At 66.9% G+C, this 24,265-nt stretch carries 39 protein-coding genes; 36 read left to right on the forward strand and 3 right to left on the reverse strand.

Features of this window, described 5'->3' with window-relative positions:
• Nucleotides 1-447 precede the first annotated feature (447 nt).
• A complete protein-coding gene (locus ACIBG7_RS12415) occupies nt 448-708 on the forward strand; it encodes a hypothetical protein (protein WP_397336131.1) in 261 nt (86 codons plus the stop codon).
• A 35-nt stretch (nt 709-743) separates the two neighbouring features.
• Nucleotides 744-1,727: a hypothetical protein gene (locus ACIBG7_RS12420; protein ID WP_397336132.1), complete on the forward strand. Its 984-nt coding sequence runs from the start codon at nt 744-746 to the stop codon at nt 1,725-1,727.
• A gap of 22 nt (nt 1,728-1,749) precedes the next feature.
• On the opposite strand, the gene ACIBG7_RS12425 is transcribed toward ACIBG7_RS12420, so the two are convergent.
• Complete coding sequence (locus ACIBG7_RS12425; protein WP_397336133.1) at nt 1,750-2,268, reverse strand: hypothetical protein; 519 nt, start codon at nt 2,266-2,268, stop codon at nt 1,750-1,752.
• Between the two features lie 223 nt (nt 2,269-2,491).
• Between ACIBG7_RS12425 and ACIBG7_RS12430 the strand changes: the two genes are divergently transcribed.
• From ACIBG7_RS12430 to ACIBG7_RS12580, 31 genes are all read left to right on the forward strand, one after another.
• Nucleotides 2,492-2,860, forward strand: a complete 369-nt coding sequence (locus ACIBG7_RS12430; protein ID WP_397336134.1) for a helix-turn-helix domain-containing protein — start codon at nt 2,492-2,494, stop codon at nt 2,858-2,860.
• Nucleotides 2,861-2,882: 22 nt separating this feature from the next.
• Nucleotides 2,883-3,206, forward strand: a complete 324-nt coding sequence (locus ACIBG7_RS12435; protein ID WP_397336135.1) for a hypothetical protein — start codon at nt 2,883-2,885, stop codon at nt 3,204-3,206.
• Complete coding sequence (locus ACIBG7_RS12440; RefSeq protein ID WP_397336136.1) at nt 3,203-3,460, forward strand: hypothetical protein; 258 nt, start codon at nt 3,203-3,205, stop codon at nt 3,458-3,460. Before ACIBG7_RS12435 ends, ACIBG7_RS12440 begins: the two co-directional genes overlap by 4 nt.
• On the forward strand, nt 3,457-3,654 hold the full coding sequence (locus ACIBG7_RS12445) for a hypothetical protein (protein WP_397336137.1): 198 nt from the start codon (nt 3,457-3,459) through the stop codon (nt 3,652-3,654). Before ACIBG7_RS12440 ends, ACIBG7_RS12445 begins: the two co-directional genes overlap by 4 nt.
• Nucleotides 3,651-4,553, forward strand: coding sequence for a YqaJ viral recombinase family protein (locus ACIBG7_RS12450; RefSeq protein WP_397336138.1), 903 nt, complete (start codon nt 3,651-3,653; stop codon nt 4,551-4,553). Before ACIBG7_RS12445 ends, ACIBG7_RS12450 begins: the two co-directional genes overlap by 4 nt.
• Nucleotides 4,553-5,959 (forward strand): hypothetical protein, encoded by a 1,407-nt coding sequence (locus ACIBG7_RS12455; RefSeq protein ID WP_397336139.1) that lies wholly within the window; start codon nt 4,553-4,555, stop codon nt 5,957-5,959. The genes ACIBG7_RS12450 and ACIBG7_RS12455 overlap by 1 nt, the downstream gene beginning before the upstream one ends.
• The gene (locus tag ACIBG7_RS12460) at nt 5,959-6,204 is read left to right on the forward strand and encodes a hypothetical protein (protein WP_397336140.1); all 246 of its coding nucleotides are present in this window, start codon (nt 5,959-5,961) and stop codon (nt 6,202-6,204) included. The genes ACIBG7_RS12455 and ACIBG7_RS12460 overlap by 1 nt, the downstream gene beginning before the upstream one ends.
• Before the next feature lie 20 nt (nt 6,205-6,224).
• Entirely contained in the window at nt 6,225-6,662 is a 438-nt protein-coding gene (locus ACIBG7_RS12465) for a hypothetical protein (protein WP_397336141.1), read from the forward strand.
• Nucleotides 6,663-6,716: 54 nt separating this feature from the next.
• Nucleotides 6,717-7,001: a hypothetical protein gene (locus ACIBG7_RS12470; protein WP_397336142.1), complete on the forward strand. Its 285-nt coding sequence runs from the start codon at nt 6,717-6,719 to the stop codon at nt 6,999-7,001.
• On the forward strand, nt 6,998-7,192 hold the full coding sequence (locus tag ACIBG7_RS12475; RefSeq protein ID WP_397336143.1) for a hypothetical protein: 195 nt from the start codon (nt 6,998-7,000) through the stop codon (nt 7,190-7,192). The genes ACIBG7_RS12470 and ACIBG7_RS12475 overlap by 4 nt, the downstream gene beginning before the upstream one ends.
• Entirely contained in the window at nt 7,192-7,575 is a 384-nt protein-coding gene (locus ACIBG7_RS12480; protein ID WP_397336144.1) for a hypothetical protein, read from the forward strand. Before ACIBG7_RS12475 ends, ACIBG7_RS12480 begins: the two co-directional genes overlap by 1 nt.
• On the forward strand, nt 7,572-7,823 hold the full coding sequence (locus ACIBG7_RS12485; protein ID WP_397336145.1) for a hypothetical protein: 252 nt from the start codon (nt 7,572-7,574) through the stop codon (nt 7,821-7,823). The genes ACIBG7_RS12480 and ACIBG7_RS12485 overlap by 4 nt, the downstream gene beginning before the upstream one ends.
• On the forward strand, nt 7,820-8,683 hold the full coding sequence (locus ACIBG7_RS12490) for an SPFH domain-containing protein (protein WP_397336146.1): 864 nt from the start codon (nt 7,820-7,822) through the stop codon (nt 8,681-8,683). The genes ACIBG7_RS12485 and ACIBG7_RS12490 overlap by 4 nt, the downstream gene beginning before the upstream one ends.
• Before the next feature lie 97 nt (nt 8,684-8,780).
• The gene (locus ACIBG7_RS12495) at nt 8,781-9,572 is read left to right on the forward strand and encodes an RNA ligase family protein (protein ID WP_397336147.1); all 792 of its coding nucleotides are present in this window, start codon (nt 8,781-8,783) and stop codon (nt 9,570-9,572) included.
• Between the two features lie 9 nt (nt 9,573-9,581).
• Entirely contained in the window at nt 9,582-9,740 is a 159-nt protein-coding gene (locus ACIBG7_RS12500) for a hypothetical protein (protein WP_397336148.1), read from the forward strand.
• Complete coding sequence (locus tag ACIBG7_RS12505; protein ID WP_397336149.1) at nt 9,737-9,982, forward strand: hypothetical protein; 246 nt, start codon at nt 9,737-9,739, stop codon at nt 9,980-9,982. The genes ACIBG7_RS12500 and ACIBG7_RS12505 overlap by 4 nt, the downstream gene beginning before the upstream one ends.
• The gene (locus ACIBG7_RS12510; protein WP_397336151.1) at nt 9,979-10,449 is read left to right on the forward strand and encodes a RusA family crossover junction endodeoxyribonuclease; all 471 of its coding nucleotides are present in this window, start codon (nt 9,979-9,981) and stop codon (nt 10,447-10,449) included. Before ACIBG7_RS12505 ends, ACIBG7_RS12510 begins: the two co-directional genes overlap by 4 nt.
• Before the next feature lie 55 nt (nt 10,450-10,504).
• A complete protein-coding gene (locus ACIBG7_RS12515; protein WP_397336152.1) occupies nt 10,505-11,062 on the forward strand; it encodes a WhiB family transcriptional regulator in 558 nt (185 codons plus the stop codon).
• A 114-nt stretch (nt 11,063-11,176) separates the two neighbouring features.
• Complete coding sequence (locus ACIBG7_RS12520; protein ID WP_397336153.1) at nt 11,177-11,530, forward strand: hypothetical protein; 354 nt, start codon at nt 11,177-11,179, stop codon at nt 11,528-11,530.
• Nucleotides 11,517-12,326, forward strand: a complete 810-nt coding sequence (locus ACIBG7_RS12525; RefSeq protein ID WP_397336154.1) for a hypothetical protein — start codon at nt 11,517-11,519, stop codon at nt 12,324-12,326. Before ACIBG7_RS12520 ends, ACIBG7_RS12525 begins: the two co-directional genes overlap by 14 nt.
• Nucleotides 12,327-12,347: 21 nt before the next feature.
• A complete protein-coding gene (locus ACIBG7_RS12530) occupies nt 12,348-12,707 on the forward strand; it encodes a hypothetical protein (protein WP_397336155.1) in 360 nt (119 codons plus the stop codon).
• Nucleotides 12,704-13,225 (forward strand): hypothetical protein, encoded by a 522-nt coding sequence (locus ACIBG7_RS12535; protein WP_397336156.1) that lies wholly within the window; start codon nt 12,704-12,706, stop codon nt 13,223-13,225. Before ACIBG7_RS12530 ends, ACIBG7_RS12535 begins: the two co-directional genes overlap by 4 nt.
• The gene (locus ACIBG7_RS12540; RefSeq protein WP_397336157.1) at nt 13,225-13,806 is read left to right on the forward strand and encodes a hypothetical protein; all 582 of its coding nucleotides are present in this window, start codon (nt 13,225-13,227) and stop codon (nt 13,804-13,806) included. Before ACIBG7_RS12535 ends, ACIBG7_RS12540 begins: the two co-directional genes overlap by 1 nt.
• Nucleotides 13,803-14,003 carry a hypothetical protein gene (locus ACIBG7_RS12545; protein WP_397336158.1) on the forward strand — a complete coding sequence of 67 codons (201 nt, stop codon included), beginning with the start codon at nt 13,803-13,805 and terminating at the stop codon, nt 14,001-14,003. The genes ACIBG7_RS12540 and ACIBG7_RS12545 overlap by 4 nt, the downstream gene beginning before the upstream one ends.
• A 116-nt stretch (nt 14,004-14,119) precedes the next feature.
• On the forward strand, nt 14,120-14,539 hold the full coding sequence (locus ACIBG7_RS12550; RefSeq protein WP_397336159.1) for a hypothetical protein: 420 nt from the start codon (nt 14,120-14,122) through the stop codon (nt 14,537-14,539).
• Nucleotides 14,540-14,765: 226 nt separating this feature from the next.
• Nucleotides 14,766-15,053 (forward strand): hypothetical protein, encoded by a 288-nt coding sequence (locus tag ACIBG7_RS12555; RefSeq protein WP_397336160.1) that lies wholly within the window; start codon nt 14,766-14,768, stop codon nt 15,051-15,053.
• The gene (locus ACIBG7_RS12560) at nt 15,050-15,448 is read left to right on the forward strand and encodes a hypothetical protein (protein WP_397336161.1); all 399 of its coding nucleotides are present in this window, start codon (nt 15,050-15,052) and stop codon (nt 15,446-15,448) included. The genes ACIBG7_RS12555 and ACIBG7_RS12560 overlap by 4 nt, the downstream gene beginning before the upstream one ends.
• Complete coding sequence (locus tag ACIBG7_RS12565) at nt 15,445-15,651, forward strand: hypothetical protein (protein WP_397336162.1); 207 nt, start codon at nt 15,445-15,447, stop codon at nt 15,649-15,651. The genes ACIBG7_RS12560 and ACIBG7_RS12565 overlap by 4 nt, the downstream gene beginning before the upstream one ends.
• Before the next feature lie 685 nt (nt 15,652-16,336).
• Nucleotides 16,337-17,122, forward strand: coding sequence for a hypothetical protein (locus tag ACIBG7_RS12570; RefSeq protein WP_397336163.1), 786 nt, complete (start codon nt 16,337-16,339; stop codon nt 17,120-17,122).
• Nucleotides 17,123-17,182: 60 nt separating this feature from the next.
• Nucleotides 17,183-17,632, forward strand: coding sequence for a hypothetical protein (locus ACIBG7_RS12575; RefSeq protein ID WP_397336164.1), 450 nt, complete (start codon nt 17,183-17,185; stop codon nt 17,630-17,632).
• A 93-nt stretch (nt 17,633-17,725) separates the two neighbouring features.
• Complete coding sequence (locus tag ACIBG7_RS12580; protein WP_397336165.1) at nt 17,726-18,274, forward strand: hypothetical protein; 549 nt, start codon at nt 17,726-17,728, stop codon at nt 18,272-18,274.
• 292 nt (nt 18,275-18,566) lie between these two features.
• Here ACIBG7_RS12580 and ACIBG7_RS12585 read toward each other — a convergent pair whose 3' ends face one another.
• Entirely contained in the window at nt 18,567-19,145 is a 579-nt protein-coding gene (locus ACIBG7_RS12585) for a hypothetical protein (protein ID WP_397336166.1), read from the reverse strand.
• 289 nt (nt 19,146-19,434) lie between these two features.
• Here ACIBG7_RS12585 and ACIBG7_RS12590 point away from each other — a divergent pair, with 289 nt between their 5' ends.
• The 3 genes from ACIBG7_RS12590 to ACIBG7_RS12600 all read left to right on the forward strand — a co-directional run bounded on the left by ACIBG7_RS12590 (nt 19,435) and on the right by ACIBG7_RS12600 (nt 23,229).
• Entirely contained in the window at nt 19,435-19,902 is a 468-nt protein-coding gene (locus tag ACIBG7_RS12590; RefSeq protein ID WP_397336167.1) for a DUF6283 family protein, read from the forward strand.
• Nucleotides 19,899-20,894, forward strand: coding sequence for a site-specific integrase (locus ACIBG7_RS12595; RefSeq protein WP_397336168.1), 996 nt, complete (start codon nt 19,899-19,901; stop codon nt 20,892-20,894). The genes ACIBG7_RS12590 and ACIBG7_RS12595 overlap by 4 nt, the downstream gene beginning before the upstream one ends.
• A gap of 1,723 nt (nt 20,895-22,617) precedes the next feature.
• Nucleotides 22,618-23,229: a hypothetical protein gene (locus tag ACIBG7_RS12600; protein ID WP_397336169.1), complete on the forward strand. Its 612-nt coding sequence runs from the start codon at nt 22,618-22,620 to the stop codon at nt 23,227-23,229.
• On the opposite strand, the gene ACIBG7_RS12605 is transcribed toward ACIBG7_RS12600, so the two are convergent.
• A complete protein-coding gene (locus ACIBG7_RS12605; protein ID WP_397336170.1) occupies nt 23,222-24,202 on the reverse strand; it encodes a hypothetical protein in 981 nt (326 codons plus the stop codon). The two genes, ACIBG7_RS12600 and ACIBG7_RS12605, sit on opposite strands and share 8 nt — an antisense overlap.
• Nucleotides 24,203-24,265: the final 63 nt, after the last annotated feature.

Raw genomic sequence — 24,265 nt, forward strand, 5'->3', positions numbered from 1 at the left:
TACCGCATGTCAGTGGCAGGTGCACGGAGTGAGCACGAGAAGGGAACGGTCCACATGGACTTCAACCTCAGGAGCAAGATCGGCATGCTGGCGGCCGGAGCGGCAGCGGTCACGATCATTCTGGCGGGAGCGCTCCCGAGCGCTGCCGAAAGCGACGTCACCACGCCGCCCGGCGCAACCACCGCAGAGCCGACCGTGAGCCCCGAGCCCGAACCCGCCAGCACTTCAGCTGGCGAGTTGGACCCGCTTCCGGAAACCTCTCCCACGTCGACCCCGCTCCCCACGAGCGACCCGACGCCGGCCCCGCTCCCGACGAGCGACCCGGCGCCGGCTCCGCACCCGACCCCCGTCGTGGAGCGCAACGCCCACGGAAGCGGCTGGTAGCAGCCGAGACGAGCGCAGTTCTCACTCGGAAGAAAGCGCATGCTGACACGACAGAGCGGGCGCATGCGCGTCTGTATGGTCGCCGCGACCGCAGGGTGGGCCTTGGGCGCGCTCGGCGGCGCGCTCGTGGCGCTCGGCCCGGCCGGGCCGAGCGCTCACGCCTTCAGTCTGCTCGCACTATGGTGGCTCGCCGTGCCGGTGCTGGCCTCCGTCTGCGCTGCGCAGCAGCGCCACAGGAAGGCCCGTACGGCCACGGCGCAGCTCGCCTACGAGCTCGGCATTCTCCACGAGCAGGACCTTGCCTCCGCGATGCCCCTCCGGTGATACGACAGAACGCATAAGCCGACTAGGAGAAACAGGTGTACAAGGCGCTCGGGCTCGACCATGAGGAGAGCCACGTCTACCAGTTCGTACTGGCCAGCAGCCCCGTGCCCCGCGTCAAGGTCATCGAGAAGTTCGGTGACGTCGCGGAGAGGATGCTGGGCAAACTGGCGGAACGCCATCTCACCACGGGCCACGAGCTGATCAGCGCATGCAACCCCGCGCTGGCCTTGAGCGGTGGTGTGCTTCGCATCGAAAAGGAGTACACCACCGCGAAATCCGCGCTGGACGATCTGGTCAGCCGCTTCAACCAGAACCCGAACAATTGGGTTTCGGCCGAAAACCCTGTCGAGGTCATCCGCGATCCTGCGGCTATCACGAAAACGTTTTCGGAGATCCGCGACACCGCGGTGCGGGAGCTGCGGGCCATGTACACCTATCCCTACCAGTTCGTGACGCCGCTGGTCGATGATGTCGTGGAGCACAACACGAGGTGCCGGATCCTGGTGGAGCCCAGCGTGTTCTCTGATCCTGCGGCCCGCCGCGACATCACGAAGTCGCACAACAGCGGATGCGAGGTGCGAGTGGCGCCGGACGACGACCTTCCCACGAAGATGCTCGTCAAGGACCGTGAGCTGGCGATCATGCCACGTGATCGGGAGAGCGGGGCAGTCCTGGTGATCCAGCCCGGCCTGATGATGTCGTTAGTCCTGGCCGCCTTCGACGCCCGGTGGGCACAGAGCATCCCGGCCAGCGCCTTCGTTCGACGCGCCGGCAACGAGTTCGGCAAGCGACCGCGCCGGGCAAAGGCGGCCCTGTTCGACGAGGACGGGTTGCAGATCCTCAGCATGCTGGCCGACGGCGCGACGGACTCGATGATCGTCAAAGCCACTGGCGTCTCTCAGCGCAACCTGACCCGCCGGATCGGCCAGTTCCTGGAGTTCTGTGGCGCGAAGAGCCGATTCCAGCTGGGATTCATCGCGGCGACCAGCGAGTGGATGCCGAAGCGCCAGGCGTCGTAGCCAGGCTCCGCAAGCAGGTCCGCTAGCGAGCCCTGAGCCGCAGTGTGGCCGCGTGCATGTCCATGAGTGCGTCGATCTGGCCGAACAGCACGTCACGCATCTCCTGGCGGTCCTGCTCCGTCGCCCCCGGCACATTGTCGATCTCTGCCAGCTGGCGGAGCAGCTTCTGCTTGGTTCCCGCGGGGATGTCCTCCAAGCTGACCTTGGAGGCCGCCAGCTCGGTCTTGGCCCGTGCGTCGATCTCTTTGCGGAGCAGCTCCGCAGCGGCCTTGCGTCCGGTCGCCTCGATCTGCTCGGGGGTGGCGTAGAGGACGAGCCCGATGAGGACGAGTTCCCAGTCCTCCGCGACCTTCCGGCCGGCTTCGATGTTGCGCCATGTTCCGTCGCTGAAGCCGTAGCCGTCAGGAGCGATCTCGGCCAGCCGCTTCATCGCGGCCGACAGGCTCATCTTGCGGCTGAGCGCAGCAGGTCGTTCCCGTAGCTGGCGGATGAGGCTGGCTTCAGGCGGCAGAGCTGGTGAGGCGCTCTTGTTGGTGGCCACAGCCCGGCTCCTTCGTGATTTCCGTGATCCTGCGGTTTTTGCGCTTGCTGCGCCAACCGTACCAGGGCGTGCGCGGAATGCCAGTACCTACAGGCACTTCCCAGCATCTCAAGGTCATGCGTGAATTTCGCGAATTTCCCGAAAAACCTTGACTTTCGAGAACGATCGACTAGCGTCTGATTGTGCTAGTCGATCATCACCAACCAAGGTCGCGATGGGGGACATGAACCCCGTGAACGACCCCACCGGCAGCGCGCAAGACCTGGTCAACGGCATTCTCGACGCAGCGGCTCCCCCCGAGAAGGAGCTCCTGACCGTCCAAGAGTCGGCACTGGTCATGCGCGTGAGCCCATCCACCGTCCTCGGGCTCATCCGGGACGGAAGCTTGGGCAACATCCCCGTCCATAAGAAGAGCTTCCGCATCCCGCGCCAAGCCCTCCGAGATCACCTGCTCCACCGATACGTCGCCTCCGAGCTCACTGCGGCCACGCAAGAGCTCGCGCTCGTACGGCTGGAGCTCAAGCGCCGCAAGGCCGAGCTCGACCGCATCACCAAGCGCATCGCCCAAGCCAGCGACGCGCACACCCCGTAGCCCTCACCCGGAAGGAACTGCCGTGCCTCGACTCACCCCCTCGACACTCAGCATCCGAACCCGCCGCAGCGTGTGGACCGTCGTCCACGCTCATCAGCTGGACGTGGTCATCCGGCGCACACCGGACGGCCGCAACCCGCGCTTCTACGCCTACCGCTTCGACGGGCTCGGCTGGAAGCAGATCCCCGGCCACTTCTACCGGTCCGACCAGGCCCGCCTCGCACTCGCAAGCGAATCCGCCAGCGTGACTGTCTGGGAGTCGCTCCTGCCTCTGCTCGACCTCGCGGCCAAGGCCCAGCCGGTCAGCGCTGAGTCTCTCCTCGCCGCTGCCGGGGGCGACCGATGAGCACCCCCCTCGACGCCGAAACTCATGCCATCCGCCGTATCGCCGAGCAGTACGGCAAGCACGCCGCGATCCTCGCGCTCTACGCCCATCAGCACGAGACCTGCCCTGCTTACGCTCCGCTGCGCCGCGCGCTGGTCGAGATTCTGCCCGAGCAGCTCGACCCCCGAGAGGCGTCCGACCTCGCCGACGCGCTGATCGATCAGGTCCGTCGTCACATCATGATCGCCGAATACGTCCCGGAGCCCGCCGCGTGACCAGCACCACCATGACGCCTCCGGGCGAGCAGCCGCCCAGCGAGGACGAACTCGACGCGTTCATCGGCGCGCTCCGCGAAGAGCAGCCGAGCGAGCTGCGCCGTCACCCGTACCCCGCCACGCCGTCGTGGCGCGGTGGGGTCGCCTTGGACACCTACAGCGAGTGGCAGTACGAGCGCGAGCGTGGTCTGTGACCGTTCTGACCGCCCACCAGATTCCGGCCGTTGAGCCCGGTTCCCTGGAGTGGCTGCGCTACATGTCCGCCTCCAAAGCTGCCGCTGTTCTCGGGCTGTCGCCCTGGGAGTCTCCGTTCTCCCTGTGGTGCCTCATGGCCGGGCTGGTCGAACCGGAGCCCCAGACCAAGGAACAGGCTCGCGGCCACTACCTCGAGCCCGCGGTCGCGAACTGGCTCGCCGATCGGCACCCGGAGTACCGGATGCTGCCCGGAGGCACGTGGGTAAGCAACGACCGGCCTTGGCAGCTCAGTTCTCCGGATCGGCTTCTGTACGCCGGGGACGAGCTGGCCGAGCTGATCGAGTGCAAGACCGACGCGGACGGTCGTGAATGGGGCAGGCCCGGCACCGACGAGATCCCGCTGTACTACCTCGTCCAGGTGCTGTTCCAGATGGACACCATCGGCGCCCGCCGTACCCGCGTCGGGCTGCTCACCGGCCGCCTGGAGTTTCGCGAGTACGTGGTCGATTACGACGAGCAGTACGCCGCCGTGATCCGCGAGCGGTGCGAGTCGTTCATGGCCTCGCTCCTCCTGGGCGACATGCCCGACCTCGACGACCGCAAGGCCACGTACGAGACGCTGCGCCGCCAGCACCCACTGATTGACCGGGCTGGCAAGTACTTCATGGAGCCCGGCCTGGCCATCGAGGTGATCGACGCGCTCCAGGAGCTCGACTCCGCGGAGGCGGCGGCGCTGATGGCCAAGGGCAAGCTCCTGGCCGCGATGGGCAACGCCCGCCGGGCCTACTTCAACGGCGAACTGGTCGCCATCCGCATGGCCAAGGGCACCGAAGGCGTGCCCTACCTCAAGTTCGAGAAGACCCTGCCCGACATTTCCGACCTCGTAGGAGCTTTTTGATGACCACTGAAACCCTGCCCGCCGTGATCCGCCGCGAGGACAGCCTCGTGGAGCGGCAGGAGTACGCCAAGGCCCTGGCCGTGTCGGACCTCCTGCCCGCGCAGTACCGGAACAAGCCGGGCAACGTGCTGTACGCGGTCGAGTTCGGCCGTTCCCTCGGTATCTCGCCGATGGCCGCCATCCTCGGTGTGCACATCATCGAAGGCCGGGCATGCGCCTCCTCGGGGCTCATCTCCGCTCTGGTGCGGGACGCCGGCCACCGGATGCGCGTCTGGGTCGAGCGTGATCCGCAGAGCGGCAAGCTGGAGAAGGCGGTTGCCACGATCGTCCGTAGTGACGACCCTGAATTCGAGTTCCGCTCGGAGTGGACGTGGGCCCGCGCCGTTGCTGCCGGGGTCACCGGGAAGAAGGTGTGGCAAGCCTATCCCGAGGCCATGCTGAAGGCTCGGGCGATCACGGAAGCGGCCCGCGAAGCCTGCGAGGAGGCGCTGCGCGGCGTCGGCTACACGCCCGAGGAACTCGGCGCGGAAGTCAATGAAGACGGCTCGATCGTCATCACCGACGCCCGAATGCCGCAGGGCCAGTCGCTCGGCGACGCGCTGGGGTTCAACCCCGGCCAGGGCGACGGTTCCCAGGACACCGGCAAGGCCAGCAAGAACCAGCGCAACGCCATCGGCGCGGCGATGGTCGCTCAGGGCTACACCAAGGAGACCGCGCCCGGCTTCCTGTCGAAGGTCGTGGGCCGACCGGTGCAGAAGACCGAGGAGCTGACGGGGGCCGAAGCCGCCCAGGTCATGCACGCCCTCAACATGGCCGCGCAGACCCAGGCCACGCCGGAGGCCGAGTCCGCGTCCGAGCTCCAGCCCGCGGCGGATGACGACATTCACGAGGCCGAGCTGGTCGACGAGGAGGAGTCGCACGAGGCCGAGCCGGTCGTGATGATCAGCAAGAGCCAGCAGGCTGAGATGCACGCCCTGCTCAAGGACTGCGAGATCACCGCCGCCACGGGGGCGGGCTCGAAGGCCGTCAACGACGAGGCACGGTTCACCTACCTCTCGCACTTCCTCGACCGCCCCATCACCTCCAGCAGCGAGGTCACGCACGAGGAAGCACAGCAGGTGATTGCCGCGCTGCGGCAGCTGCGAGCCGAGATCGAGACAGAGCGGAACCTCCAGCTCTCCCAGATCGGGGGCCTGTTCCAGGGCCTCGGCGTGGACACCAAGGAAGACCGGCTCCGCGACACCTCAGCCCTTCTCGGCCGCACCATCACCAAGCCCGATGAGCTGTCCTCGGCCGACCTCGCCACGCTCCTCCAGGGCCTGAACGCCGCCGGAGGCGTCCTCGACACCTGGACCGCGATCATCGCCCAGGCCGAGGCCGCCCGCGCCAAGGACGGCCAAAACTGATGGGCCGAGTGAAGTCTCCCCAGCACGGCAAGGCCGGGACCTACAACGGCGGATGCCGCTGCGCGCCGTGCACCCTCGCGGTGGCCGAACGGCTGCGCATCACCAGGGCCAACCTCCGGGCGAAAGCGATCTCCAACCCCGAGCTGGTGCCGCACGGCACCTCCGGCGCCTACCACAACTGGGGATGCCGCTGCGTCACCTGCAAGGACGCCCAGAAGGCCCGCGCCCGCCGCAAGACCACGTGACCACGAACGGGAGAACCACCATGATCAGACAGGTGTTCGTCGCGGACACACCCCTCAGCCCTGAGCAGATCTACCACCAGGTCAACCTGACGGAGATCACCCTCGTGGCAGGCCAGCTCCGCATCCCGGCCGCAGGAGGCGATCTGAGCGCCCTCATGGACGCCGAGCAGATCGCGGACAAGCTGGGCCGGGTGGTCGCCGCCTACCACCGCGACCTGAGAATCCGCATCAGCCAGCTCCAGCGCGCGGACGAGCAGCGAGCGACCGCCGCCGCGCTGTGCGCCTGCGGCCAGCCGGCCGAGCCCGGAATCATCCACCGCACGGACGCGCCCTGCTACCGCGACGAGAACCGTGCCGCCGCCACGGCCGAGTCGGAGAACGCCCTGGGCGACATCGACCCGCACCTCGGCAAGGTGGTGGACCGCGTGTTCGCGGCCCCCACCCACGAGTCCACCTAACCCGCAAGCGAAATCGCTTGCGAGAAGCCACCTCACCCGAAGAAGGAGCCCGCCATGGGACTGATGAAAGAGCAGATCGCGCTCAACAGCGACGGCAGCGCCGACTACAGCGTCATCCACTACGACGAGGAGACGGGGCCGTACTGGTACGTCTTCATCGACGGCACCCCGATGGCACCGGACAGGCCGCTGCCGCTCGCCCACGCGCTTCGAGAGTTCGAGCGATGCGCCAAGCAGGCCATCGAGGAGGACGACACGTCGGCCGTCGAGCTGCGCCCGTGCACTCCCGACGACCTCGAATGGGCGGGCGTCACCGGCGCCGCCGACAAGGGCGAGTGACCACCATGTTCTTCACCGTCCTGCTGGCAGCCACGTACTGGCTGGTCAACTCCTGGCTGATCATGCTGCTGGTCGCCTACCTCCACCACCAGTGGTGGGCCGCCATCCCCGAGATGAGCTACGGCAACGCCCTCCTCATCTCACTCCTGTTCCACGCCGTCACCGCGGCTCTCGGACGGGGTGGCCGCTGATGAGCTGCTACACCATCGCCAACGAGCCGGGAGCGCCAGAAGAACGCAGGACCGAGATCGGCTGGGACGCGCCGCTGTCCACCTACTTCCTGTCGGCGGTCGAGCCGGGCGACGACCCGGACGGCGACGAGGTCGAGGTGTTCTGGTACGGCTGCACGCCTGCCGAGGTGCCGACCGTCGAGGCGCTCGACGCGCTGCTCGCCAAGCACAACCTTGTCGTCACCGCGCCGATCGCTCACGCCCTCGTCCAGGACCGCGAGCGTGAAGGCCGCCAGTTCTCCACCCGGCCGGCGGCGGCGCTCATCGCGGACCTGGTCCGCCCCATCGTCGACGACGCCCAGCAAACGCGCATCGATGCCGAGCTTGCCAGGCGGCCCTCGTGAGAGCCGTCCCCGTCCTGGTCCTCGTCGCCATCATCGCCGTCGCCTACGTCGCCGTCGTGTGGATCCAGTCCCGCGTCAAGGACGCCCGCGCCAACCAGCGCGAACTTGCACAGCACCGCGAGTTCATCGCCGAGCTCCACCAGATGGCCAGAGAGCAGCTCGGCGTCGATCCGACCGCCCAGCTACTCGACCTGAAGATCCGCAAGTTCCACACTCGCCCCTCCACCCGCAAGGACATCCGCGCATGAACCGCAAACTCACTCCTGCCGCCCTGCTCGCCGTCGCTCTCGCTGCGACCGCCTGCTCCATCACGACTCCCGAGCCCGACCAGGTTGGCATCGTGTACGACGCCGGGCCCCTCAGCGACACCAGCTTCCAGAACTGCATCAACCCCGGCAAGCAGGACATCTCTGGCCCCAACGACCAGGCATACCTCTACCCGGCCGGGCAGCGCACCTTCGAGTTCGCGGCCGATCCTGCGGACCCCGCCGGTCTCAAGCCGAAGAAGAACGCGGAGGCCGGGCCGATCGGAACCGTCACCAAGGACCCGCTGGACCTGTCGGTCTCGGGTGTGGCGACCTTCTCCCTGGCCACCGACTGCAAGACGCTGCAGAAGTTCCACGAGCAGATCGGCCTGAAGTATCGCGCGTTCGAGGATGCCGGATGGGACAAGCTGCTCGGCGTCTACATCGCCCAGCCGCTCGACCGCGCGATGGACGCTGCCTCCAAGGAGTTCGCCTGGCGTGACCTCGTCTACGCCAACCCCCAGGCCAAGCAGGACTGGGAAGCCAAGGTCGCCCAGTACATGAGCCAGTTCCTCACCGAACAGGGCGGCGCTGGCTTCTTCACGAACTTCTCGCTGTCGCTGATGCCGCAGCCTCCCGCGGGGGTGCGCAAGGCGATGGCCGAAGCACAGCAGGCCGTCGAGGAGAACAAGGCCCAGGTCGCCAAGAACGCGACGGCCAAGACCGCGATGGAACCGCTGCGAGAACTGGTGGAGATCCTCGGCGCTGAGGGCGCGGTGCTCTACAAGGCGATCCAGGACGGACGTATCCAGGTGATCGTCTCGGACGGGCAGGTCAACGTCACACCCGGCAAGGCGCAGTAGTCCGCGCACACTCTCTCGCTGACCGGCCGCCGCGTGGCTCACGCACGCTGCGGCCGGCGGCGCCCCCCTCTTCGACTCGATCAAGAAGGTGACTGCCATGACGCTTCAACTATCTGACCTGTACAACGGCCGCCTGCGCGCCCTCGACTCCGCCACCAAGTACCCGTCGATCCCCACCTATCACCCGATCGAGATGAGCGCCCGCGGCAAGGGCCGTCTCCTCGAGGACAACCCGATCAGCTTCACCGGCACCGCCTACGCCTACGAGAAGGTGGACGGCAGCAACGCCCGCATCGTCGTCCTGCCGGAGAACTCCGGCTGGCTGATCGGCTCGCGTGACGAGATCCTCACCGCTCAGGGCGACCTGGTAGTCAACCCGTCCTTGCGAATCGTCGAGGCCCTCGCCGAGATCGCCGGGCGTATCGAGAATCGACAGTCGGGCTGCATCCTCACCGCCTATCTGGAGGTGTACGGCGACCGCCGCACCCCCGCCTGGGCGTCCTACGGCGACGGCAAGGAAGTCGCCACCCGGCTGTTCGACGTCAGCTACGTCCCCGTCGATGTCCTCGACCGGCCGGTCGAGGACATCGCCTCCTGGCGTGACCACGGTGGCCAGGACTGGCTCGAAGACGACGCCGTGACCAAGTACGCCGACCGTCACGCACTCGCGCGCGTTCCCCTCCTGTTCGAGATCCCCGGCAGCGAGCTGCCGCGCACCATCGACGACGCCTACGAACTGCTCCAGCCGTACAAGACCACCCGTGCCCGCATCAGCGGCCCGCCCGGCCAGGCAGAAGGCATTGTCCTCACCTCCAGAGATCGGCGCACCAGGGCCAAGCTCAGGTTCAAGGACTACGAGCGCACCCTGCGGCTGCGCGCCGCCGCGTAGGCAGAGCCCGTGCTCGCCGCGCTCTGGACCGCTGATCCGTACCTGGTGGTCATGCTCGCCGGGCTCGGGCTGATCCTCACCATCCTCGCCGCCGCGGCGCTGTGGCTCGACACCGAGCCGCAGCGTCCGCCCACCGACATCGACAACGAGAGGGACGAGCCATCGTGATCAAGGACATTCTCGCCGTCATCGGCGGCTTCGTGGTCGCTGCGTGGGTGCTCTTCATCGCCGGAGCATGGCTCGACCACCACCGAGCTCAACGCCGCCGCCGCAACGCGCAGCGCCTGGCGGCGCAAGCCCAGGCCCGAGCCGTCGAGTCCACGCCGGACGGCGTACATGACCGCGTCTGGGACCTGTACGTCCGCGAGCAGGGACTGACCAGCATCAAGGCCCCCAAGGAGTGGCGTTGACACCCGCTTTCACGCTCACGGTCTTCGGTATTCCGGCGCCGCAGGGCAGTAAGAACGGCCGTCCCATCTACAAGGGCCGGGGCAAGGACCGTCAGTTCACGGGCCGTGTCGCGCTTCAGGAGTCGTCGAAGAAGGTCGGGCCCTGGCGTGAGGCGGTCCACGATGCTGCGCGCGTGGCCGCCGGACCCGACTGGATCTGTCTGGACGGGCCGCTGCTCGCCGAGTTCTGCTTCACGTTCGCTCGCGGCAGGACTGTGAAGCGCCTTCACCACACGGTCTATCCAGACCTTTCCAAGATCATCCGCTCTACCGAAGATGCGCTCACCACGGCGCACATCTGGAAGGACGACGCACGCGTGGTCGCCTACCACAACCCCCGCAAGCTCTACGTCGGCGCAGCCGACCCCGACGCACTGACCGAACCGGGCGTCGTGATCCGCATCTGGACCTTGGGAGCAGCCCAGTGACCGGACGGGATCAAGCGGGGCTGAGGCAACTCGCCAACCGTCAGGAAGTGACTGCTTGATCCGCACTGTCTTCGGCGAGGTACCCGACTGGCATGCCCGCGCGGCCTGCATCGGCCAGGCCCCGGTCATGTCGTCCACCGAAACCGCGGGCATCGCTGAGGCGAAGGCCATCTGCGCCAGGTGCCCAGTGATCGACGAGTGCCGGACGTGGGCAGCAGCGTTCACCGAGGAGCACGACCCGGAGATGGTGATGGGCGGGCTCACGTTCGCGGAGCGCCGTCGCGGTCTGCCCTCCCAGACCCGTCGCTGCACGGCCTGCGAAAAGCTGAAAGCCGTCGAGGAGTTCGGCCGGCGCAAGGACGGCAAGGATGGCCGCCAATCGACATGCCTGGAATGCACGCGGGCCAAGACGAACGCCGCGTACCAGAAGCGCATCGCCAAAGCCAAGCCTGCGTCCACCGGCTTCCGCACCTGCCCCAACTGCGGCCGGGAGAAGCCTGTCGCGGACTTCGGGCGGCGCCGCAACTGCGTGACCTGCTCGATCGACGCGCACCACGGCCGCCAGCAGCAGAAACGCGACGCCCACAAGCAGACCAGCGAGGCCGCAACGTGACGCCGCACGACGCTGACGACGCGATACCGATCCTCGTCGACGGCCAGCTCGTCGGCCACCAGCTTCCTCTCTTCCAGATCCGCCCAACCGAAACCGCCGCCGAAAGGACGCCAGATGATTCCCCAGGGATACGAGCTGTCCCTTTGCGGGCTGTGCCGTGAGCCGATCCTGTGGACCGTGACCGACGCCGGGCGTCGACTGGCGGTCGATCCCAAGCCCGCCCCTACCGGCAACACGGCCTGTTATCGGGTCGGACCACGCGCGTGGAAGTCCAGGGCCCTGCACGGTGCCGAGGCGCTGCCACGGCAGCCCTGGGAGGACGTGTTCATGCCGCACGTCGCGACCTGCGCCCGCGCCAACCCCGTCCAAGCCGAACTGCCTGCCGTCCTGCCGCCCAACGTGGTCCGGCTCGACCTAGCCCGCCAGCGCCGCGCCCTGAGAGGAGCCCACCGAAATGCGACACGGTGAGTACGCCACCTACACCATCCAGAAATGCCGCTGCTTGGAATGCAAGGCAGCGATGGCCGCCTACATGCGCAAACGGTATCGACTCCAGGCGTACGGCCGGTGGACGCCGTTCGCCGACACCGAAGTGGTCCGCGCTCACGTCCTGAACCTGCGTCGGTACATCTCCTACGACGCCATCGCCCTCGCGGCACAGGTCCCTGCACGCAGCATCGACCTGCTGGTGTACGGCGAGGGAGGCTCGCCGGGGTCTGCGCGGATGCGAACGGAGACCGCAATGCGGCTGCTCGCGCTCACCATCGATCTTGACCGGCTACCCGACGAAACGAGGATCAACGCGGCCGGAAGCCGCCGCCGCCTCCAAGCGCTCATGCTGCGCGGCTGGTCCATGCCGCGCGTGGCCGAACTCTGTGACGTGCCCCGCTGGCAGCTCGACAGGGTCATCAACGTGGCGATGATCCTCCGGGTCTTCCAGGCTCGCGCAATCCGCGACGTGACCGCCCTCCTGTTTGACCAGGACCCGCCACTCACTAACCGGGGTGAACGGCACACCGCCTCCGTCGTCCGCAACCGGGCGCAACGCAACGGATGGGCGCCCCTGGCCGCGTGGGACGACATCGACGACCCCGACGCGGAACCCGATCTGGGAACCACGGTGCCCCGGGCCCAGGCCGTCACCGAGGACGCCGAGTTCCTCGCCCGGCAGGGCCTGACCCCCGACCAGGTGGCCGAGCGGCTCCAGATCTCCCGCGGCTACCTGCAGAAGGCGAAAGCCCGCGCCGCAGCCGCGAGCGCCTGACCACCGACCGATTGGAGAACCGTGAAAACACTCAAGGAAGCGCCCTACGACCAGCGCGGCAACCTCATGCACTACCCGCAGGACAACCACCGACGGATTCCCGAGACCGGCACGTACGAGGTCGTTCCGCCGGACTGGAGGCCCATCACCACGTTCCCTGCGACCCTCACCGTGACCGGCCGCCGCCGCGGCCGGTCAGCCGCCTACTTCATGTGGTCCGATCAGGACGGACACGAGTGGCCGATGTTCCTGGCTGACCTCGACCACCTGATCAGCTCGGCCACGATCGCGAACGGCGTCGTCACCGGCACCTGGACGGTCGGCAAGCGCGGCCAGAACTTCGGCATCCGCTACGTGGGCACCGCCGAGGGCGCGACGTGAGGAGCCGCCCCAGTTACGCCGACCGGCAGATCAACGCGAGTCCGCGCGGCGCGCACGACAAGTGCGTGGTCGGCGAAGACCACACGTGGAAGCCGCTGTCGTTCGTGTTCGAGTGCCAGCTGCTCGACGCGCACGGCCGCGTCAACATCCGCCAGCCGAACACCACGGCCGCCAAGGTGTACTGCGTCTGCCTGGGCTGCCGGTCATGGACGTACGTCGAAGCGGACTGGGTCGGCTACTACCTCGGCGGGCCGGAGCACGTCGACCCGACGCTCGACAACGCCGATGAGGTGTTCACAGGCGTCGTAGCCGACGCGGAAAGTCCGCTATGCGAGTGGTTCGCGTGGGTCGGCCAGCCGTACAGCTCGTGCGACCGGTGCGGTCGGCCGGCGTGGGAGCACCGCGGCGAAGAAGACTTCGCCGCCATGAAAAGCCCGTTCGACACCGCCGCGCCTGCCGGACGCGAGTGGGGGCCGGGCGAGGCAGACAAGATCCGAAAGAAATGGGGGAGCGCCTGATGCGCATCTACTACGACACCGAGTTTCTCGACACCGGGACCACGATCGAGCTGATCTCGATCGGCTTGGTCGCTGACGACGGCCGCGAGTACTACAGCGTCAACTGCAACGCGCCGTGGCAGGAGATCGCGAAGCACGACTGGCTGGTGGAGAACGTCGTCCCGCACCTGCCGCTGGTCGACGGGATCCGGAGGGGCCCGTTCGGTGGGCCGCCGCAGTTTCGGCTCGACCAGACCAACGTGGCCGTCAAGCCTCAGTGGGTGATCGCCAACGAGGTGCGCGAGTTCATCTTGTCGACGCCGGAGCCGGAGCTGTGGGCCTACTACGCGGCGTACGACCACGTCGCCCTTGCACAGCTGTGGGGGCCGATGGTGAACCTGCCGACCGGCGTCCCGATGTTCTCGTGTGACCTGAAGCAGGAGCATGTCCGGTTGGGCCGACCGCCGTTGCCGTCCCGGGATGGGAGTGAGCACCACGCGCTGGCCGACGCCCGGCACAACCGGACGATGGGCGCGTTGCTGGAGCTCCTTGGCCACCAGGCCGTCGTCGAGCTGGCCCCGGCTGAGGGGAGCGAAGCGTGAAGGTCTGGAAGCGCTGGCAGGTTCTGGTGGAGCTGCGGATCGGGGGCCGGTTCGGCGAGTCGACCGTGGACCGGCACCTGCGGCCTCGCCGGTTCTGGACGCGGGCCGGCGCCGAGCGGGATGCGCGACGCCGCCGCGCCCAAGCCGAGCTGGAGCGGAAGCCGCACGTCACGTACCGGGTGGTGGAGGCACCGTGACTCCCAAGGTTCGGTCTGGCTTGCCGGTCCGGCGGGTGCTTGCGTGACGGTATGCATGATCAGTAAGGCGAGACCTTCCCTCAAGGCCCTCGGCACGTTGAGGGGGAGGGGAGTGGGTGAGCGCTCGACTGATGGGCGAGGTCGCCGGCTGGCTCGGTACGGCCGCCGCCGAGGGGTTGACGGCGGCCGAGCGGCTGGTGTTGTTGATCGTCGCGGAGCGCGCGAACGAGCACAGCAGGCGTATGTGGTCGCACCGTGGCGACCGGCGGGACGACGGGACGCGGATCACGTTGACCGAGCTGATCGCCGACCGGGCTGGGTTGACGCCGCGCGGGTTGAACGACGCGTTGCAGCGGCTCGCCCGGCGGGGCCTGGAGGTGCGCGTGCAGATCGGGACCGACACGCGTGGCCGACCGGTGTTCGCGCGGAAGGGTCACGCGGTCGACTACGAGCTTCCGTTCCTGCCCGCGTCGTACGAGCTACCCCCGCGACCTGTGGATAACGGGTCGTCGGAAGGCCCGGAAAGCGACCGGTAGGTCACGCCACAACGTGACCTAAGGGCCCGATAGGTCACGCCCGAACGTGACCAAAGGGGCTCTTAGGTCACGCCACAGCGTGACCCCATCCCTCTAAGACCTATCCCTCTAACACCTTCTATCCCTAACGCGGGCCGGGGTCTCACAACCTGAGGAGGAAGGGGACGAGATCACACCCGGCGACATGTGGACAACCCGCAAGCAGAATGGCCAGCAAGGAACGACCATGACCGACCACGAGAGCCTCGACCGTCAAACCCGGGCCGCCGTCGCCGCGCTCACCCACCGCCTCCGCGAACGCGACAACCAGGACGACCCCACCGACGCCGAAATCTTCGCCCTCGAATACCTCCACGCACTCCGCGGCCAAGGCTGGCGACCCACCAACGCACGCCGGCCCGAACCCTGGACCACCGACAACCGCCCACCCGGCACCGACACCGCACGCCGCGGCGCCGAACTCGCCCGCGACCTCCTCCGCCGACCCACCAACGACCACCAGGAGCAGGAATGACCACACCGACCCGCACCGACTGGCGCGGCAACACCTACACGATCGGGACCACCGTGCTCTACCCGCGCATGTCCAGCCGCAGCTGCGAAATCACCGAAGGCGTCGTCATCGACATCTGGGACGCCATCTACGACCCCAAGGTCTACAAGTGGGTCCGCGCCGACCCCGACAACCCCACGCACCAGGCCATCACCGGCCGCGACCGCGAGCCCCGCGTCAAGATCCAGCCCAACGGGCGCGGAAGCCGCAACTTCTACCGCAGCGACTCGCGGCCAGCCCGAGACGAAAACGGGGAGTACATCCTCGACGCGCGCGGCTTCAGGGTCTACGAGAAGACCGAGCTCAAGCCCGTCACCCTCACCATCCTCGACAACATCACCGTGATCACCCCATGAGCCGCACCACCGTGCCCAGCATCGCCTGCGACGCCCACGGCTGCCCCGTCGCCTTCGTCCGCGTCAACGACACCCGCATCGAACGCTGCCGCGCCGAAGCCGCCCGACACGGCTGGATCCACTGCGACCTCGGAGGCGACCACTGCCCACAGCACACCTACAAGCCCAAGCGGACACTTCTCCACCGCCTCACCGGGCGATGACCAGCACAAACAAGCGCGCCCCCAGCTTCTCGTCTCGTCGCTGCTGGGGTTGACCTTCTACGGACTGTTCGCGCAATACGCGCAAAGCTTGACACGAGACGCACGCTAGACGGTCCCAGAATCGACACTGGGACACAAACAAGGGTCGGTCGGTATCCATGGATACCCCCGACCCTTTCGTGTGCTCAGAGACAACTACAGCGCTTCGACCCTGGTCGTACCAAGATCAAGACGTCCCCTGGATCCGCTGAATCCGCCGACGAGTCGTCTCCGACCACTCCCCATACGCAGCCAACGCCACATCCCGCGCCTGAATCTCCAACACCTCGCGACACTGAAGCACCAACTCCCGCTGCCGGCGCTCAAACCTCGCCAACTCGGCCGACACATGCCTCAACTCCGCCAGCGCCACCCGCTGCTCATCCGACAACTCCCGCTCAGCCACCCCGCAAGCGTAGACACAAAATGTCCCACGCGGAAGAGGCGTCAACCCACGTTGCCACACCCCAAACCCCGCACCCAGAGTCAACCCACATTGACACAAGGCGACCAAAACGCCTGGTTGATAGGGAAATGCCGCCCTATAACGTCAGCTAGCCGCCCACCTTCGTTGTGATCAACTTGTGTCCGATTTGAGATCACTTCGTGCTTCAAGGCCAAGATTGGCAACGACACAATTTGTGTCGTGATGACATTCACCAACGCCCGGCGGGGCATCGCGGCACTGGTCGCGACACTCGCACTCACGGGCACACCGATCGCCGCTCTCGCAGCGGCACAGGATGATCCGCCCGGCGGCACGCCGGGACCGGAGGTCACCGTGACCACCACGGTCACGGTGTTCGTGCCGGTCACGGGCCCGCCCGGACCGCCCGGACCGCAGGGCCCGCAGGGCGAGCCCGGCCCGCAAGGGCTTCCCGGTTCGCCCGGTGCCCAAGGCCCGAAGGGTGACCCCGGACCATCCGGCGCGCCCGGCAAGCCCGGTGCCGACGGCAAGCCCGGCGAACCCGGCAAGGCGGGAGCGGACGGCAAGCCCGGTGCCCAAGGGCCCAAGGGCGACACCGGCCCATCCGGCAAGCCCGGCGCGGACGGGAAGCCCGGACCCACGGGCCCGCCCGGAAGCACCGGCCCGCAAGGGCAGGCAGGACCGCGCGGCATCGCCGGTCCGAAGGGCGACCCCGGACCTACGGGCCCGCCCGGCTCGCCCGGACCCTCCGGCCGTCCTGGAAACCCGCAAGCGGAACCGCAAGCGGACTCCACGAGCCGGACGGAACCCCTTGCGGGTGCCGGACTCGCCAGCGCAGACAAGGGCATCCCGCCGACGGTCGGCCTGACGGTCGGTGCGGTCCTGCTGGCACTCGCGATTGGGGTCGGGCTCACGCTCCGATTCCGCAAGCGGAAGCGCAAGCCGGAAGCCGCCTCTAAGCCCGCCACGTCCACGGACACGGGCGAAGAGACGCAAGTCCTGTAACACCCCCGGCGCTCCCGCAACAGGGCGGGAGCGCCCCCTACAGCCCCGAAAGGTGCGACCATGACCAGCTTCACCACGTCCCAGATCCTCACCGGCATCGGTGACGCTCTCGCCGCGTTCGACAAGCTCACCCGCTTCACCCGCTACGTGCCGATGGTCCCCGCCGTCTGGGCGGACTACTTCACCGAGGGCAAGCTCACGGGCGACGTGATGCCCGTTGACGAGCTGGTCAAGGCGGGCGACGCCGACAACGCGGCGCACGTCTTCACCGACGCCAAGGGCGGCAAGTGGATCAAGCGTTCCGCCCGTGGTCTGGCCAAGCTCGGAGGTGACTCCGCGTACCTCGCGAGCATGACCCCGGCGCAGTTCCGCGCGGTGATCGACAAGATCCGCGCCGACGCTGCGGAGGCCGAGAACCGCGCCAAGGATGCGGAGCTTGCGGCGCTGCGCGCCAAGGTCGCCGAGCTGGAGAACGGCAAGCCCGCCGCCAAGCCCGCCACCGCGAAGTAGCAGCACCGGCGCGCGGTTCGGGGACCGCGCGCCACCCCACACGACCTAGCCAGTCAGCCAACCTCACCCGAACGGAGCATCACCATGCGAATCATGATCAACGTTAAGGTCCCGCTTCTGCGCAAGGCCGAGCGCTACGGAATCGACGTTGCCCGCGTCATGCATGACGCGCTGGCCGCCACCGTGCGGCGCGCGGAGTCCGCCGCCAAGTCCGGCGAGCCGTCCGCCACCAAGCCCGGCGAGGTGTCCGACCGGATCGCCGCTGCCAACCTCTGTGTCGAGACTGCGGCGGAGGATTGGGCGGACATGCTGCACATGGCTGGCCTGGTCGCGCCGGTCGGCACCGACTTGCCCGCAAGCGGCGTGCGTCGCGCCATCCTGAACGACGGCTGGCTTGCGCAGATCTGCGCGTGGCTGACTGGCAAGCCCGCCGAAGTGCGGACCGTCGTCAGCACGGGCGTGACGATCTGGCGGAGCCTCGCCGAGATTACGGAGACGGGCGCGCGCAAGCAGTCGCGCCGCACGCCCGCGCACATCGAAGCGCGCTACGCCGACACGATCGCGGCGCTTGCCGATGACATGGCGAGTGCCAAGGCCGAGCTTGCGAAGCACGTCGGCGACGTCGCGCCGCGCCGCGCCTAGCAGCACCGAACGAAGCCGCCGCACGCGATCACCGCGTGCGGCGGCTTTCGCGTGTCCGGGGGGTACCCCCCCTGCCGGCCCCGGGGCCGCGCTGCTGTTGTGGTCGCGCTTTGTCTGGGTTGCCGCATGATGGGTGTCATGTGGGTGGATCTTGATGGTGCTGCTGCGCGTGTTGGGGTGTCGCGTTCGACGGTGAATCGGTGGGTGGCGTCGGGTGTGTTGGGGTGTTGGGTGGTTGATGGGGTGTCGGGGGTGCCGAGGTTGCGTCGGCCGGGGGAGGGGGGCGGCTTCGTCAACGTGAGGGACTTGCTGAGGGTCGAGCGGGTGAAGAGGTCGGCGCGGGGGAGGCCGGGGGCGCGGGTGGCTGGCTTGCGGTGATGTTGTCGCTTACGAGGTTGATGCCAATGCCGATGGGGATGGAGACGAGGAGGCCGAAGGCGAAGAACATCCATTGGCGTCGGCGTTCGGTTCGGACCGTCGCATCGGTTTGACCGATGATGATCTTGCGAATTCCTTCTGCCTGGTCAGTGTTGATGGCGAGGAGGTTCTTCTGTTCCTCGGCCTCGGCAATGAGCGCTAACCGGGCGGCTTGTTGTGCTCGGATCTCTCGATCAAGGTCGCTCATGAGGCGCGCGGTCTCGGCGAAGGCGTCGTTCACGGCTTGGATTCGACCCTGGATCTTCTGGCCGGGGTCTTCGGCGGCTCGGCGTTGGGCCTCGAAGCCAGCCATCACGCCGATTGATTGGCCCCACCGGCCGAGTATCAGCATGCTGAAGAAGGCAAAGCCTATGAAGGCGATGGACCATCGAGGTGGAGCGGCGGGTGCTGCCGCGAGCTGGGCGCTGATGCCTGAGGTCAGGGCAAGGATCACGAGAACTGTCCATGTGAAGGCGATGCGGCGATGCCTTCGCAAGCGGGCTGAACTATCTGTCATTCCTTCATTTCACTGCGGTGATGAAGGGCTGGCTCCTGGCTTTATGGAACGGAGATGATCGCTAGGGACGTCTCGCAGTTCGAGGCCCTCCGAGCGAACATTCGTCGATTCTAACTTTTCGCGAAATGCTGGTAATTCACGATAGGGTTCCCTTATCATGGGTCAGAATCCATGATCATCCTGCTAGCCACAGGGTGTTCGCCTCACCCGAAGAAGCGAGATCATCATGAGCAAAACCCCGCCACGCGTCGTGGGCGTCCACGACGGAGGCGACGGCGTCTGGGGAGTCACATCCCTCGAGGGCGGCAGCGACGAATTCCAGACGGAACCCTGCACACGCTGCCCTTGGCGTAAGGACGCACCGGCCGGCGCCTTCCCGGCGGAGGTGTTCCGGTTCTCGGCGCGCACCAGCTACGACATGTCCGACAAGGTGTTCGGCTGCCACGCCGCAGGGTCGCGCCGCCCGAAGACGTGCGCTGGCTTCCTGCTGAGGGGCGCTGCGCACAACCTGGCGATCAGGCTACGGCTGTCCCGCGTCGACTTCTCGACGGTGCAGTCGCCCGTCGAGCTGTACGACAACTACCGGGCGATGGCCGTCGCGAACGGCGTCTCTCCCGACGATCCCGCGCTGGCGGCGTGCCGCGACGACCAGTTCGTCACCTACCTCCCGCACGACGATGGGGGGCGGCGATGACCGCCGAACTGGCGGAGCTCCCGGGCGGTGCCCTGGTCCTGGACGACGAGGTCGCGGAGCGGCTGGCCGCGCTCGACCAGGCCGCCGTCGCCTACCTGGACGAGACGACAAAGCCGAACACCCGCCGGGCCTACGACGACGACTGGAGGACGTGGACGGTGTACTGCGCTGACCTGCGCATCCCGATCGGCGCGGCGACGCTCGGCACGCTGGTCGGGTTCGTCAACTGGCTGTACACGGCAGGGAGCGCCCCCTCGACCGTGGACCGGCGGCTCGCCGGGGTGTCGGTGACGTTCCGGGACGCGGGCCGGCCGATCGACAAGCCGGTCATGCAGGCCGCTCGGAGGGCGATGGCCGCGGAGGCGGATAATCTCGCTCGGGCAAACGAGCGGCGTGGCCGGGGGAAGGCACCCGCGGTCACGGTCGCGCAGCTGCGACTGATGTGCCGGGCCTGCCCGGACGACACGCTCGCCGGTCTCCGTGACCGGGCGCTGCTCCTGGTCGGGTTCGCGGTCGCGGCCCGCCGGTCGGAGATCGCCGGGCTGCACGTGACCGACGTCGACCAGGTCGAGGAGGGGCTCCTCGTCCGGGTCCGGTACGGCAAGCGCGGCGCCCGCGAGGTGGCCGTGCCGTACGGGTCGAACCCGCTCACCTGCCCGGTCCGAGCATGGCGGGCGTGGCTGGCCGCGTCCGGCCTGGTGGAGGGCCCGGCGTTCCGGTGGATCGACCGGCACGACAATCTGCGGGATCGGGGACTGTCCGGTCAGGCGGTCGGGGACGTCGTGACCCGCGCCGCTCAACGGGCCGGGCTGGAAGGCCGGACAGCGCACGGCCTGCGCTCGGGTCTGGCGACGGAGGCTCGCCGCGCTGGGCACGACGCGGTGTCGATCGCGGCGCAGGGCGGTTGGTCTCCCACGTCTAGGGATCTATTCGGCTATATGCAGATCGTGGACCGGTGGACCGACAACGCCGCCGCCGGGCTCGGGTTGTGATTTCTGCGGAGGCGAGCCTGGCGCTGAGTCGGTCCTATCGCTCACCTCATGAATACATCTTCCGAATCCACAACTGCCAAGATCATGCCGTCGTATAAGTCGAAGAGATGATTCTTGCAAAGCAGGAAGCCGTGGGCTGGACTATGGTCACACTTCCTGCCCGACGCCTCGTAAGTCATGCAGCCGCGCGAGGAATATCCGTAGGCTGATCGCCACTGCCCTTTGATGTTCAGGCCCAAGGACGCAAAATCTTCCTCGGACATCGGGGTCTCATTGTAGAGCTCGACAGCGAAGCGCTCCCTGGAGATGTATTCAGGAAGTGGGGGCCCGGCTTTGCGACGCTTGCGTTTCGGCCGTTCAGGCGCTGCGTAGCCGTCATTGGCTCGGCTAGCTTCTGCTGATCTCGGCGGACCGCTTCTGTGGGGGTTGCCTGATTCCTTGCCCGACGGAGGCGGAAGAGCGGGCCGCGCTCTGTCTCTGGCGGGAGGGAGGGGGGTATCGGCAGGTTCGCCGTCGAGCAAGTGCGAGCTGCCTGTGCTGTTGGGGTTGCGTGAGCCTTCGGCGGGGCGAGGCAGAGCGGGCCGCGTCGTTGCTCTGGTAGTAGGGCTAGAGGGAATCTCAGGCCCGCTGCCAAGCGGGGCAAAGCGACCTGTACTGATGTCGAAGAGGCCAGGCAACAGTTGGAATTGCCCTGGCGGCAAGATATAAGGAAGGGAAAAGTGCAGATCGTTTTCTGTGATTGTTCTTTCTAGCTCAATGCGATCGACATAGCGAAGAGGACCTACGGTCTCGTGATACTTAAGAGCTTTCTTGCCCACGGGAAGTATGTGATCATTTAGAATTGCGGCACGGATAACGGGCTTGTCGGAAGTTGAGGATGGCAGGTCGACGAATAGCGCATACAGGTCATATCCCGAAGGCTGAGCTGGGATCCGCACTCGCAGTTGTTCCCCGTGGGCGAGCATGACCCTTAGTAGTGGACCTCCTCTGGACTTGAGGCCAACGTAAACCCAGTGCGGCTTAACCATGGTGCCGGAGGACATCATTCTAAGCCTGAGAGATACAAGAACCGTTTGTGGCGTGCCCGTCGAGAGATCTAGCTCCCCTTTAGAGTTAAGCCCTCTCTCAAGGGATACTTGTGTAGTGGCTTTTGCTCCCTCAAGAAGGACTGCCCCCAAGCTCGCAAGGAAAGCAGTCAGGAAATCCATCTGGGCGCCTCCAGGAAGCCGCTAAGACATATTTATGTGTGGAACTGGTCCGTGTGCGGTTAGGCGATGCGATGGATCATCGCTCCATCGTTTTGTTACCACGTACATCGGAGTAGGTCTTGTGATCGTTTCCTACCTGCTCTTGCTGGCAAGCTGGAGTCGTGTGACACCGTCCTTGCTAACGGTAGCTGCTTGCTCGCCGTCCCCCAAGGCTTTCTGAGCGGGCCGCTGCCCATTCACACGCAATCGCGGTTGCCCCGGCTTGACAAGCGTGCGTAGGGTAACGCCCATCGTGAGACGAGTGTCTCCACGACCAACATCTACCCCTTGAACGGGCCCCGGACCTGCACAGGTTCGGGGCCCTTACCATGAACGCGGGCATGTCCTGCACAGTGGTCCCGAGCCGGTCGCGCCTCCCACCGGGGGAGTGGAGCGACGCGACCAGCTCGGGAACCCAACATCGCCCCTCTGCCTGAACGAGGTGGACCTTGCCGGCATCCCGCTACATCGAGCACATGGCGCTCGCCTCCATCCCGCGCGCCCCACGCAACCCCAAGGACCACGACCTCGAGGGAATCCGCGCCGCGATCGAGCAGTTCGGCCTCCTCATCGCGGGCGAGCTCGACGACCGGACCGGCCGTCTGGTCGTCGGCCACGGCCGGCTCGAAGTGCTCGAAATGATGGAGGCGGAACGCGTCGGCGCCCCCTCTGGAGTGCAGGTCGCCGAGAACGGCGCGTGGATGGTCCCGATCCTGCGCGGCTGGGAGTCTCGGTCCGACGCCGACGCCGAGGCGTACCTGATCGCGAGCAACCACCTGTCCGAGAAGGGCGGCTGGCACGGGCACGGCCTGGTCGACATGCTCACCTCGATCGCCGCGATCGACGCGCAGCTGTTGGCAGCGACCGGCTACGACATGGATGACCTGGCCGACCTCGAAGAGGCGCTCAACGCCGACCGGCCGACCTTCGACGATGACGAGGAACCGCTCCCCGACCCCGGCGACGCCGACGAGGAAGACCGCCCAACGGTCTGGGGCGTGGTCGTCACCTGCGAAAATGAAGACCAGCAGGTAGAACTGCTCCAGCGCCTGGTCAAGCAGGGCTACAAAGTCCGCGCCCTCATGTGATTGAAATCGGCCCATCCGTGTCCCAGAAGCTATCCTCACGCCAACCTGGGGTGACGATCTCGATCACAGAGAATCCTGCTGCCTCCAGCTCATCAGAGAAATCAAACCGCAGCTCGCACGATGCGCAGAAGAACGCCTCGGGGAAAAGTAGATTGGCCTCCTCGCGCCCGCCGAAATCAAGAGGAATCGGGGAGATTGCCCGCAACTCCGCAGCGCCCCACTCTATGCGCCCCCACACGGACGCGTCTGAATGGTTGCAGGCCGGGCAGGTCGCCGAAAGTTGCATGATCGGGTAATCGTAGTGCCTGTATTCCGGCCGGAAAAAGGTATATGAGGTCGGCATGAGCCCTTGGCGCGCGGCGTCTAGCGCAGCCTGCTGATCGGGGGGAACCATGCTCATCACGCGGGCAAGGCGTTGCTTGGCTGCTGCGATCTTGCGCTTGACCTCGTGATCGATCTCAGTGAGTGAGTCTCGGATAAGCGACGCTACGAGCTCGGCATGGCTACTCCAGCGGAGTGGCTCCTCCACGTTCATCTCGTCGTATAGCTCGTTGGAGAACCGTAAGAAGCCCGCCAAGACCTCCCTGGTGTTGGCTGGGTTCAGGTAGCCAGCGTGTACGACCCCGTCTCGCACATCGATGAGTTGTTCCAGTAGCGGCTTGGGTGTCCGCACCGGCATCAGTTGGTCGACCCTTGCGAGGGCCTCTCTCGCACTGATCGTCCGGGGCTCCTTTAGTTTTCGGGCGTTCGCGCCTAAGCCGATAAGGTGCAGTAACGAATCGAGGTTGCCGTTTCGGAGCTCCACCAACAGCGCTGGGTGCTTATCGAATAGGCATGCCTTGCTGAGGTGCTCAAGCGAGAGCGCGGCATTGATCAGGATCACCCGCGTGTCGTCGTCGAGGTAGGCGTCAAGAGCGCGCCGGGCGAAGTCCTGCGCGGATGCTACGAGCGTGTCGCGGTCGAGGGTCGTCACATGATCGAGAGTAGGGCTGCGTCCGCCGGACTCGCACCACCATTCCCGTAACCCCTCACCATC

Source organism: Nonomuraea sp. NPDC050328 (assembly GCF_044459405.1).
Classification (GTDB): Bacteria; Actinomycetota; Actinomycetes; order Streptosporangiales; family Streptosporangiaceae; genus Nonomuraea.